At 71.2% G+C, this 11,595-nt stretch carries 10 protein-coding genes, 1 tRNA gene and 1 pseudogene; 5 read left to right on the top strand and 7 right to left on the bottom strand.

Going from position 1 to position 11,595, the window contains the following annotated elements; translation table 11 throughout:
- Window positions 1–130: 130 nt before the first annotated feature.
- A tRNA-Ser gene (locus tag HGK34_RS21095) sits at window positions 131–218 on the bottom strand.
- Window positions 219–508: 290 nt separating this feature from the next.
- Here HGK34_RS21095 and HGK34_RS21090 point away from each other — a divergent pair.
- Genes HGK34_RS21090 through HGK34_RS21080 form a run of 3 tightly spaced genes read left to right on the top strand, consistent with a single transcriptional unit; the run spans window position 509 to window position 3,611 of the window.
- Window positions 509–1,123, top strand: coding sequence for a DUF4956 domain-containing protein (locus tag HGK34_RS21090; RefSeq protein ID WP_201851182.1), 615 nt, complete (start codon window positions 509–511; stop codon window positions 1,121–1,123).
- Entirely contained in the window at window positions 1,120–2,001 is an 882-nt protein-coding gene (locus HGK34_RS21085; RefSeq protein ID WP_201851180.1) for a polyphosphate polymerase domain-containing protein, read from the top strand. The genes HGK34_RS21090 and HGK34_RS21085 overlap by 4 nt, the downstream gene beginning before the upstream one ends.
- Window positions 2,001–3,611 carry a carbohydrate-binding domain-containing protein gene (locus HGK34_RS21080; RefSeq protein ID WP_201851178.1) on the top strand — a complete coding sequence of 537 codons (1,611 nt, stop codon included), beginning with the start codon at window positions 2,001–2,003 and terminating at the stop codon, window positions 3,609–3,611. The genes HGK34_RS21085 and HGK34_RS21080 overlap by 1 nt, the downstream gene beginning before the upstream one ends.
- 89 nt (window positions 3,612–3,700) lie before the next feature.
- Here HGK34_RS21080 and HGK34_RS21075 read toward each other — a convergent pair whose 3' ends face one another.
- From HGK34_RS21075 to HGK34_RS21050, 6 genes are all read right to left on the bottom strand, one after another.
- Window positions 3,701–4,144, bottom strand: coding sequence for a VapA/VapB family virulence-associated protein (locus HGK34_RS21075; protein WP_201851176.1), 444 nt, complete (start codon window positions 4,142–4,144; stop codon window positions 3,701–3,703).
- Between the two features lie 277 nt (window positions 4,145–4,421).
- Entirely contained in the window at window positions 4,422–4,880 is a 459-nt protein-coding gene (locus HGK34_RS21070) for a VapA/VapB family virulence-associated protein (RefSeq protein ID WP_201851174.1), read from the bottom strand.
- A 222-nt stretch (window positions 4,881–5,102) separates the two neighbouring features.
- Window positions 5,103–6,044, bottom strand: a complete 942-nt coding sequence (locus HGK34_RS21065) for an SGNH/GDSL hydrolase family protein (protein WP_201851172.1) — start codon at window positions 6,042–6,044, stop codon at window positions 5,103–5,105.
- Window positions 6,041–7,288: a glycosyltransferase gene (locus HGK34_RS21060; RefSeq protein ID WP_201851170.1), complete on the bottom strand. Its 1,248-nt coding sequence runs from the start codon at window positions 7,286–7,288 to the stop codon at window positions 6,041–6,043. Before HGK34_RS21060 ends, HGK34_RS21065 begins: the two co-directional genes overlap by 4 nt.
- 2 nt (window positions 7,289–7,290) lie before the next feature.
- Complete coding sequence (locus HGK34_RS21055; RefSeq protein ID WP_504739213.1) at window positions 7,291–8,382, bottom strand: glycosyltransferase family 4 protein; 1,092 nt, start codon at window positions 8,380–8,382, stop codon at window positions 7,291–7,293.
- A 111-nt stretch (window positions 8,383–8,493) separates the two neighbouring features.
- Complete coding sequence (locus HGK34_RS21050) at window positions 8,494–9,828, bottom strand: glycosyltransferase family 87 protein (RefSeq protein ID WP_201851166.1); 1,335 nt, start codon at window positions 9,826–9,828, stop codon at window positions 8,494–8,496.
- An 82-nt stretch (window positions 9,829–9,910) separates the two neighbouring features.
- Here HGK34_RS21050 and HGK34_RS21045 point away from each other — a divergent pair, with 82 nt between their 5' ends.
- Both HGK34_RS21045 and HGK34_RS21040 read left to right on the top strand, forming a co-directional pair.
- Entirely contained in the window at window positions 9,911–11,182 is a 1,272-nt protein-coding gene (locus HGK34_RS21045) for an Nramp family divalent metal transporter (protein ID WP_201851164.1), read from the top strand.
- Window positions 11,183–11,200: 18 nt separating this feature from the next.
- Window positions 11,201–11,467 (top strand): annotated as a pseudogene (locus tag HGK34_RS21040) (PepSY domain-containing protein); the annotation flags it as partial.
- Between the last annotated feature and the right edge of the window lie 128 nt (window positions 11,468–11,595).

Genomic DNA, 11,595 nt, shown 5'->3' with positions numbered 1-11,595 from the left:
TCCTCCGAGAACTCACCATCGACCTCACCCGCGACTACCAGCCACGCGGCAACCCACCCCGCACATGACAAATGGCCTGAACCCACAAACGTGGGTTCAGGCCATTCCGATGTCCTGCGACATCACAGTGCGGTAGCGGTGGGATTTGAACCCACGGTGGACTGTTAACCCACACACGCTTTCGAGGCGTGCTCCTTAGGCCGCTCGGACACGCTACCTGGTACCCGCCGGAGCGGGCCGTAGCAGCATACCGGCTCTGACCCGGGATCGCCCAATCGATAGCCGGGCCCACCGGAAAGCGTGTGGACGTGCCTCCTCGCCCTCGGCGGGCAAGCCGGTCGGCCGGTTTGTCGACCGGGCGGCCAAGGCCGCGACGTCGGCCACCACCCGGTTCGGCCGCCACCCGGTTCACAGGAGCCGCACAGCGCGGCGGCAGGTTCCGCAGGGCTGGCCCCGGTTACCTCGGTGGACAGAAGCAATCCATCTTCCGTTCATCCAGGAGCCCGCCATGTCACCCCTCGTGCTCTACGCGGTCGACCTCGTCGCCGTCGTCGTCCTCGTCCTCGCCCTCTACTTCCCCCGTCACCGCCGCCGCGACCTCGTGGTCGCCTTCCTGCTGGTGAACGTCGGCGTCCTCGCGGTCAGCTCGGCGCTCGCGGCGAGCACGGTCGCGGCCGGGCTCGGACTCGGGCTCTTCGGCGTCCTGTCGATCATCCGCCTGCGCTCCCTGGAGCTGGCGCAGCACGAGGTCGCCTACTACTTCGCCGCGCTGGCGCTCGGTCTGCTGGGCGGGCTCGGCGCCACCACGGGCTGGTACGGGATCGCGGGAAGCCTGCTGATCATCGCGATCATGGCGGTCGCCGACCACCCGCGGTTCCTCGCCCGCGCCGGCCACGAGACACGATCCGTGGTGCTCGACCAGGCGGTGACCGACCAGGCCCTCCTCGTCGCCCGGCTGGAGTCGCTGCTCGGCGGCCCGGTCCACGCGGCGTCGGTCCGCAAGCTGGACCTCGTGAACGACACCACGCTCGTGGACGTCCGCTTCTCACCCGCCTCGCGTGTGGCGTCGACGGCCGCAGGAACGTCGTCGGACGCCGCCGCATGGCAGGGGGCGGGCCGATGATCGCCGACACCCTGGGGCACCTCGCTCCCGTCGGCCTGGCCGAGCTGGACGCCACCGCCGCCCTGCAGACGCGACGCGACCGCAAGTACGTGCTCGACGTCGCCGAGTGCCGCGAACTGCTCGCCGGCCTCGACCCGGCGACGCGGGTGCTGGAGATCGACGGGGCCCGCACCTTCGCCTATGAGTCCACCTACTTCGACACGCCCGGCCTCGATGCCTTCCACCTCGCGGCCCGCCGCCGCCGACGCCGGTACAAGGTGCGCACCCGCACCTACGTCGACTCCGGCACCTGCTTCGTCGAGGTGAAGACCCGCGCGGGCCGCGGCGTGACCGTCAAGGAACGCCGGGCACACGATGCGGGCCCCGCCGAGCTGGGGGCCGCCGACGGGTTCGTCGACCAGCGGCTCACCGCCGCCGGCGTGGACGCGGCGCCCGCGCGAGCGCTCGCCCCGACGCTCCGGTCCGCCTACCGGCGCACCACGCTGCTGCTCCCGGACGGGCGGCTCACCCTCGACACCGATCTCGTCTGGACGGTTCCCGCAGGGACCCGGCACGGCGTGTCCGGCGCAGGCCCGTCCGGAACCGCGGTCCGTCTCGACGGGCTCGTCGTCGTGGAGACGAAGACCGGCGGGCCCGGACCGTCGTCGGCGGACCGGATCCTGTGGCGGTCAGGGCACCGGCCCGACCGCATCTCCAAGTACGCGACCGGGCTGACGCTCCTGCACCCCGGCCTTCCCGACGCCCCGTGGCGTCGCATGATCCGCCACCGCCTCGCGACCGAGCAGATCCCGGAAGGGCACTCGCGGCCCGACCCGGCCCTCGGGACGGCGGTCACCCCGATCCTCCCCTCCGCACACCTCGCAGCAAGGACCCACTGATGCGCATCAAACGACCCAAGACCCTGTTCGCCGCGGCTCTGACCGCCTATCTCACCGTCGGCGCGCTCGCCGGCTGCAGCCTGAGCTCGGCGGCGGAGGAGACCACCGCCACGGTCGCCTCCGGGACGAGCACCACCCAGGTCGCGCTCACGACGGACGACGCCCTGGCCGACGCCAAGGACTACACCGAACTTGCCGAACTCGCCGACGAGACCTGGGACGAGGCCGACGAGGTCGCCGTCACGCTCGACGGCGACACCGCCGAGGCCTCGGGGGACGGCGTCGACGTGGACGGTTCCACGGTGACGATCACCGCTCCCGGGACGTACCGGCTCAGCGGCACCCTCACGGACGGCCAGGTGGTGGTCTCCTCCGAGGCCGACGGCCTGGTCCGGCTCGTCCTCGACGGCGTCGACGTCACGAGCAGCACCACTGCGGCCATCGCCGTCATGGACGCCGACGACGTGTCGGTGGTTCTCGCCGACGGCTCCGAGAACTCGCTCACCGACGCCGCCGAGTACCAGGACGACGGCGACGAGGACGGGCCGAACGCGGCCCTGTTCAGCACCGCCGACATGGTGATCTCCGGCGGCGGGACGCTCGACGTCACGGGCAACTCCAACGACGGCATCACGTCGAAGGACGGACTCGTCGTCGCGGGCGGCACCATCCGCGTCGACGCGGCCGACGACGGCGTCCGCGGCAAGGACTTCCTCGTCGTGACCGGCGGAACACTGGACGTCACGGCCGCCGACGACGGCCTGAAGGCCGACAACGAGGACGGGACGGACGATGACGGGGACACCGTCGGCTACGCGGCGTTCCTCGGAGGGGACGTCACGGTCAGTGCGGGTGACGACGGCGTGCACGCCGAGGCCGACCTCGTGGTCGCGGACGGGACGCTCACCGTCACCGAGTCCGTCGAAGGGCTCGAGGGCGCGCACATCCTCATCGCGGGTGGCACCACCGACGTCACGGCGTCGGACGACGGGCTCAACGCCTCCGGGGCGACCACCACGGACGACACCGCCACGACCGGGGACGGTGAGCGGCCCGACGGGCCGCCGGAGGGGGGTCCCGGCGGCGGCATGGGCGGCATGGGTGGCGGACCGGGCGGTGAGGGCGCGGGCGACTTCTCGCTGGCGATCACCGGCGGCACGCTGACGGTCGACGCGGACGGCGACGGCCTCGACTCCAACGGCACGCTGACGATCACCGGCGGCGACACCACGGTCCACGGCCCGACCATGAACGGCAACGGTGCGCTCGACTCCAACGGAGGGATCGCCGTGAGCGGGGGAAACCTCATCGCCGTCGGGTCCTCCGGGATGGCCGAGACGCCCGACGCCGACTCGTCGCAGGCATGGGTCGCGGCGACCTTCGACACCCTCCCGGCGGGAACCGAACTCCAGGTGATCGGTGACGGCGGCGCGGTGCTCGGCGACATCACGCTGACCAAGGACACACAGTCGATCGTGCTGAGTGTCGCGGACGTCGTCGACGGCCAGACCTACACGATCGTCGCTGATGGGAAGGAGGTGGCCACGGCTACGGCCGGCGAGGCGATCGCCGGCGGGATGGGAGGAATGGGCGGCGGCCGGCAGGGCTGAGCACCGATTCCTGAGGCGAGCCCCTGACCAGCGCGAGGCTGGTCAGGGGCCCGGTGCTCCGGAGCTGGTCCGGTTCGCGGCCGCGTTGGCTAGGACCAGGAACCCTTGCCGCCGTAGACGCCCACGGCGCCCTCGGCACTTCCGGACTCGATCGTGAGGGCTCCGGACCCGAAGTACCCGAGGAAGTTGGCGTCCCCGTCGAAGAACATGATGCTCGCGTACATCGACGTCACGAGGATCTCGTACATCTCGGTCTTGGCGTAGAGCCGGCTGAGGTCCTCCGTGTGCACGTAGCCGTACATGGCCGCACCGAACGGGCTCGTGGCGCCGGGGCCACCCACGCCGTTGAACTCCTTGCCGTTCTGGATCTGGACCTCGACGGTCAGGTACTGGATCAGTGATGCGACGGAACCGCTGGCGGGGTACGCCGTGGTGGTCGTCCGGATCGCCCGGACCGCGGTATCGATCTTCTGCTGGTCGAGTCTTCCCGCCATGCGTGCGGAAAACTGCTCCGCGATGAGGTTGCGGTCCACCTGGCGATCTGTATCCCGGATTGTTTCGTCAACCATGAATCTGCCTTTCTCTGCTGCTCGACGCGCGGCGCAGGGAAATCGGGCGCGCGTGCGAATGTTGACCCTGGTCTTTTCCGGATGTGGAAGGTGAGCCAAGATCGGGCGAGTGATCGTTTGACGGCGAATTCGCCGGTATCGGGATTCGGGCGCCTCGCCGGAGTCGAACCCCTGGTCGGCGGACGGCCGGCCAGGGGCTCGGGGTCCCGGGTCCGGACTGGACGCGGGAGCAATCGGACTCCTACGACCAGGACCCCTTGCCGCCGAAGATCCCCGCGACGGTCGAGACCGACCCGGACTGGAAGTTTCCGAGAGCGTTCCCGTCCCCGTCGAAGAACACGATGCTCGTGTAGACCGACGCCGCGTTGAGCTCGAACGTCTCGGTCTCGGCGTAGAGCCTGTTGAGGTCGTCGGTGTACACGTCGCCGAACAGGGCTCCGCCGCCGGGGGTGCCGACGCCACCGCAGTCGCCCTCGAACTCCTTGCCACCGTTCTTGATGTTGACCCAGACCTTCAGGTAGAAGATCATGCTGGCCAGGCTGCCGTCTGCCGGGTAGGACGTGGAGGTCGCCCGGATCAACCGGACCGCGGCGTCGATCTTCGCCTGGTCGAGCCTTCCCGCCATGCGGGTGGCGAACTCCTCCGCGATGCGGTTCCGGTCCACCGCGCTGTCAGTTCTCCGGACGGTTTCGTCAACCATGAACTTCCCCTTTCCCTGTGGCTCGGCGCCGGGCGTGCAGCCGGTCGGGGCGCGCGCGTCATCGCGCCGAGATATGCCTCTTCCTGTTCCGGATGGCGCGTCAAAATTACGCAGAAGAATCTACGCCTGTCCACGCGGGGGCATAATTTCACCCACGACAATAAAACGCCGGAAAAGGGTTAAAGGCAGGGTTCTCTTGAATTCCCGAAATCGACCAGGTGATCAGCCGGCGGCGGGGCGGTTCCGCCCCGGCAGGTGCTCGTCCTGATCGAGCCCCGGATCGGCGCTCCCCGTGCTCGGCTCGCCCGGGGAACGCGTCCTCTCCGACCGGAGGTCGGCTGCGACCGCTCGGATCAGGCCCGGCAGGAAGTCCCCGCCGCGTCGCCAGGTCCACGGGATGCCGTGGACCACCAGCCAGCCCGCGCGCTGCCACCGTGAGGGCGGCTCGGGCGCGGTGGGGAGGTGAGCCTTCAGGACGGCGTCGGACGGCGTGGTCCCCGCCGGTGCCTGCCGTGTCGAGAATTCCCCGGGCTGCGGCGCGGGGCCGGGCAGAGGCCGCTGGTCGATCCATGCCCGCGCCACACCCAGCGCGAGCCGCCGGTGTCCCGCCGGAGACGGGTGCACGCGGTCGATGTGCCATGCCCGTGCGCCGGCGGGTGCGATGGCCGTGGTGCCGTCGACCACGACGACGCGACCCGGCGCGCGGCGGGTCGCCGCGGCCGCGGCGTCGACGGCGGCGTTGACCGTCGCCACCCGCCGCCGCATCACTCGCCGGACGGTGCGTGGCGCCAGCTCGAACAGGCCGATCACGGGCAGGCGTACGAGCACCACGTCGCTCCCTGCCGCAGACAGGGCGCCGGCCGTCCACGCGAGCGCGTCCTCGATCTCCCGGGCGGAGAAGTCGCTGCGCAGCACGTCGTTGCCGCCGACCAGCACGGTCGCGAGAGCCGGGCTCAGCCGGAGCGCCTCGGTGAGCTGGCTGCCGGCGACGTCGCGGGCCCGGGAACCGTTGCTCGCCAGGTTGTGGAACGTCCCGGCCCGCAGCACGGCGGCCAGGTGCGCAGCCCAGCCCGCGCCGTTCCGGGCATCGGGCCCGACCGTGTCGCCCACGCCGACGGTGATCGAGTCACCCAGCGCGACCACCACCGCCGGCGCCGCCGTCATGACCGCGGTCCGGTCATCACCACACCGTCGGCTGCCGTGTCGGTCCGGGTGCCGGCCCGGGGGCCCACGTCCTCGAAGGTGGGCCTGGCGTGCAGCGCGAGCATGGCCTCGCCCGTGGCGGTCCAGGGGAAGAGCTCCGCGCGCGCCCGTGCCGCCGCGCGGCGGGTCTCCGGGTCGCGGTCCAGCACGTCGTGAACGGCGACGGCGAGCGGCGCCGGTTCGGGGGCGGCCGAGGCGCCCGCCGGCCCGACGATCTCCGGCAGCGCACTGGTCGCGGAGCACACCACGGGAGTCCCCGAGGCCAGCGCCTCGAGGGCCGCCAGCCCGAACGTCTCGATGGGCCCCGGGGCGATCACGACGTCGGCACAGCTCAACAGGGTTGCGAGCCGCACCCGGTCGGGAACGAAGGACAGGAACTTGTGCGGCAGGCCGGCCGCGGCGGCGCGGTCGCGCACCTTCGGCAGCAGCGGCCCGGCACCCGCGACGACGAGCCGCACCGGACGGCCGTCCCGCATCACCTGGGCAGCCGCGTCGACGGCAAGATCCACGCGCTTCTCCTGGGAGATGCGACTGGCGGTCACGATCAGCGTGGTCCCGGGCGGCGCGTACTGCTCCCGGAAGTCGTCGTCGTACCGGTCGGGCCGGAACATCTCCAGGTCGACGCCGAGCGGGACGCGGACCAGCGGCGGCAGTACCGCGTTCCGGGACCGCCGACGCAGGCGCTCCACCTCTCCGGCGGCGAACTCGGTGGTGGCGACCAGCCGGTCGAACTTGGGCAGCGTGGCAAGGTTGTAGCGGTCGGCGAACTGCGGGGCCGCGGCGGCACCCAGTGCCGCGATGCGCCCGTCCGGGCCGTGCCCGGGAACCCACGACCGGAGCACGCCGTCCACCCGTTCGTGCAGCATGGCCAGTGAGGGCACGCCCTCGCTCCGGGCCCAGTCGCCGATCCCCGTCAGCGTGGTGCGGTCCGAGACCTCCAGCCGGTCCGGCTCGAGCGCCTCGAGCAGCCGCCGCACCTTGCCCGGGCGCACCACCACGCGGTAGCCGCCCGAGAAGGGTGCCCGGGGTGCCGAGACGGTAATGAGCCGGATGCCGTCCACGTGCGACACGGAGTCACGCTCGCCGGGGACCACGAGTACCGGCTCGTGCCCGTGTCGCACGTACTGCCCGGCCATCGCGTGCATCGCGGTCCGGATGCCGCCGGAGCGCGGACCGTAGAAATTCGCGATGTGGACAATGCGCACGGTCAAACCTCCGCCGATCCTGCCCTCTCGTGGACGTGGATCGCGTCTTCGTAGTGGTGCACGAGCTCTTCGCAGATGTCGTGCCAGGTGCGGCTCTCGGCGCGCTCGCGGGCCGAGGCCCCGAACGCGAGCCGCTTGCGCTCGTCGCCCACGAGGTCCGCGACGTGCCGCCGCAGTGCATGGTGGTCACCTGGAGCGTACAGCCATCCGTCGTGCGAGTGCCGCACGATGTCCAGCGGCCCGCCCGCGGCGGGCGCCACCACGGGGACACCGCTCGCATGCGCCTCCTGCAGCGTCTGGCCGAAGGTCTCCAGCTCGCCAGGGTGCACGAACACGTCCAGGCTCGCCATGGCCCGGGCCAGGTCCTGACCGCGCAGCAGGCCCGTGAAGTGCGCGTCGGGCAGGAGGTGGTGCAGGGCGTCCCGCTCCGGGCCGTCGCCGACGACGACGAGCCGCACGTTCGGCAGGTCCCGCAGCACGCTCAGCGCCTCGACCTGCTTCTCCGCGGCGAGCCGCCCGACGTATCCGACCAGCACCTCCCGGCCGTTCCCGACCGCGCGGCGCCATCCTTCGTCGCGGAACCTCGGATGGAACGACGTCGTGTCCACGCCGCGGCCCCACAGGCGCATGTTCGGGATGCCGCGGCCGGAGAGCTGCCGCATGGTCGCCGTCGAGGGCACGAGGTTGAGCGTGGCCTTCTCGTGCAGGTCCTTGACCCGTTTCCACAGCAGCGGTTCGAAGTGGCCCAGCCCGTAGCGGGACGCGTAGCCCGGGACCTCGGTCTGGTACACCGCGACCGTCGGCAGGTGCAGCCGCTCGGCCGCCAGCATGCCGCGCCAGCCGAGGATGAACGGTGATGCCAGGTGGACGACGTCGGGCGCGAACGCGGCGAGCGTGCGTTCCGTGCGCCACTTCTTGCCGACCACGAGTCGGACGTCGGGATAGCCGGGAAAGCCGATGGAGCCCAGTTCCACGACGGGTGCCCCGCTGACGAAGGGCGGTACGGCGCCGCTGTCGGCGTCGGGAGCGAGCACCATGGCCTCGTCGCCACGCTGCTCAAGATGCTCGAGTACCCGCAGTACGGAGTTGGTCACTCCGTTCACCTGCGGGAGGAACGACTCTGTGACGATAGCTACACGCACGGTGGCTACTCGACCATCGTCCGGTGACGTCTCAGGAGCGCATGGGCGGAGTACTGGCGAACGTCACGTGTCATCTTGCTCCTTCTGCAACGCCGGGGCACCCGCGGAAGCCCGGACCGGGGCGTCCCGGCGGTCTGCCGTGGCCGCGATCTGCACCAATCGCACGACCGCTCCCAGCAAGAGTGCCACGAGAAGGCCGTTGCGCACGGCCGCCACCAGGGTCATTTCAGGGAAGCCCCCAAGAAACTCCCCATAATTCACCGGGAAGATCAGCTTGGTGAGGTACGCGGTGACGATCAGGGCGATCGCCGGCGGCAGCCACGTGCGTCGTGCTTCGACACGGTCGCGGCCGTAGAGGGCGACCGCGGCCGCGACGGGCGGGCCGAGCCAGGCGATGAACTGGGGCGAGCCCACCTTGTTGCACACGATCAGCGCCAGGAGCCCGGCCGCGGCGGTCAGGAGCAGCACGTCCTGGGCACGTTCGGGCCGGCGTCGGACGGCGAACCAGGCCAGGACGGCGATGACCAGGACGACCACGAGCAGCGCGACGTCGAGCGCCTCGGCCATCCGGTCGGGTGCCGAGCCGTGCAGCTCGTAGGTGTAGATCTCGTCGTTCCAGGTCGGGTCGTACTTCGGGTTGTCCATTCCCTGGAGCAGGAACGGCGTGGCGCCGACAGCCTCGACCTGGAGGTTGCGGTCGCTCTGCTCGCCGAAGACGTCGAGCACGCGACCGCCGCTCCCGAGCAGGAGGGCCCAGCCGAGGACGACGGCGGTCACCGTGGCGCCCGGCAGCACCACGTTCCGCGCGAACCGGTGGAGGCTTCCCGACGTCGCGGCGATGGCGACGGCCACGGCGCCGGGCGCGATCTTGATCCACGCCCCGATCGTCGCCAGCGTCATCGCGGTGGCGGGATGCCTGGCCGCGATCACCAGGGCGATCAGGATCACCGGCGCGATCACTCCGTCGAGGCGGCCCAGGAAGATGGGGCCCAGCGCCACGAGGAAGACCAGCCAGAACCAGGCCGCGACGCGGCCGCGCGGGCGAGCGCGCGCCAGGAAGACGGTGGCGACGGCGTCGAGCGCGGTGACGAGGCCGAGCCACACCCACTCGTAGCCGGCGGTGCTGTGGGAGACCCAGGCCGGGGGAGTGATCGCCACGAGCGCACCGACCGGATACACCCAGGCGTAGTCGAACACGGGCCACCACGACGACTCCACGCCGTGGCGGGCCCACCACTCGTAGAGCGCGACGTCGCCGAAGATCTGCGGTTCCCAGCTCCACGCCTCGCGGATCAGCCAGGCGTGGGCGGCGACGAAGGCGATCGCTATCCCCCAGGGAGACAGCAGCGCGCGGGTCAGGACGCGGGCGGGACGGGCGTCGGTGAGCACGGCCCACATCCTTGCACCGATCGCTGAAGGGGTGTTGTTCCGGGCAGGCGTGAACTATGGTTTCGGCTATGCGAAGAATTGAGGTGCGTGCATGACGGTGGCGACTGAGCGGTCGGCCGAGGCCCGAGGCCGGCGTGTCCCGCGACTGGTGTTCCTGCTGGGCCCGGCGTTCGTCGCGGCGATCGCCTACGTGGACCCGGGTAACGTGGCCGCCAACCTGACGGCCGGTGCGCAGTACGGATACCTGCTGGTGTGGGTACTGGTCGTCGCGAACCTCATGGCGGTTCTCGTGCAGTACCTGTCCGCCAAGCTCGGGATCGTGACCGGCAGGTCGCTGCCGCAGGCGCTCGGGGAGCGGCTGTCGCGGCCCGCCCGTCTGGCGTACTGGGCCCAGGCGGAACTGGTCGCCGCCGCGACCGACCTGGCCGAGGTCATCGGTGGCGCGATCGCACTGAACCTGCTCTTCGGGGTCCCGCTGATCCTCGGGGGTGTCATCACCGGTCTCGTGTCACTGCTGATCCTCGCGGTGCAGCAGCGGCGAGGGCAGCGGATGTTCGAGGCGGTGATCACCGGGATGCTCGCAGTCCTCACCGTCGGGTTCTGCGCCGGGCTCTTCTTCGCACCACCGGATGCCGGGGGCGTGCTCGCCGGGCTCGTGCCGCGCCTCGACGGCGCCGACTCGCTGCTGCTCGCGGCGTCCATGCTCGGTGCCACGGTGATGCCGCACGCGATCTACCTGCACTCCTCCCTGGCTCGGGACAGGCACAGGCCGCTCGCGGGGCGCCCCGGCGGCGTGCCCACCGCGCGCCTGCTGAAGGCGACGCGCATCGACGTCGTGTGCGCTCTGGTCCTCGCGGGCGGCGTGAACATCGGGATGCTCCTGCTCGCCGCGGCGAACCTGCCGGGCAGAACGGGAACGGACACGATCGAGGGCGCGCACGCCGCGATCGGGGACGCGCTCGGCGGCGGCATCGCCGTGCTGTTCGCGATCGGGCTGCTGTTCTCGGGCCTCGCCTCCACGTCCGTGGGCGCGTACGCAGGCGCGGAGATCATGGCGGGCCTGCTGCAGGTACGGGTGTCGCTCCTGGTCCGGCGGCTCGTCACGCTCGTCCCGGCGATCCTCCTCCTGGCGACCGGCCTGTCACCCACCTGGCTGCTCGTGCTGAGCCAGGTGGTGCTGAGCTTCGGCATCCCCTTCGCGATGATCCCGCTCGTGCTCCTCACCCGGGACCGCTCGCTGGGGGAGTTCCGCAACGGCGTCCCCATCCAGGTGGCCGCATGGCTGGTCGCGGCCGTGATCGTGGCGCTGAACGTGACGCTGCTCTACCTCACGTTCTTCTCCGGTGCCGAGATGACGGGCTGACATCGACGCCAGGGCGCGCCTGCGCCCGAGCCCGGCGACACGACCCGGGTGATGCTCACCGTGCCGGGACTCGGGCCCGGTGAGGCACGAGCGGTGTTCGTCGATCCCGGCACGGGGGAGGTGCGCGGCGATCTCACCGTCTACGGGACCAGCGGTGCCCTCCCGCTGCGCACCTGGGTGGACCAGTTGCACCGTAACCTCCACCTCGGCGATCCGGGCAGGCTCTACAGCGAACTGGCCGCCTCGTGGCTCGGGATCGTCGCCCTTGCCGGGCTCGGCCTGTTCTTCCCGCTCGTGGGCTACACGCCGGCCGCCTTCGTCGTCGTCGACGTCATCACCGCGCTCGCGAACCGCCGGCCCCCCACCCCGACAACCCTGTCTCTTATACACATCTGACGCTGCCGACGATAAGG

The organism is Myceligenerans indicum, assembly GCF_016742955.1.
GTDB classification, from domain to species: domain Bacteria; phylum Actinomycetota; class Actinomycetes; order Actinomycetales; family Cellulomonadaceae; genus Myceligenerans; species Myceligenerans indicum.
The sequence above is the reverse complement of the archived record's forward strand: the minus strand, read 5'-3'. Positions and strand labels throughout refer to the sequence as shown.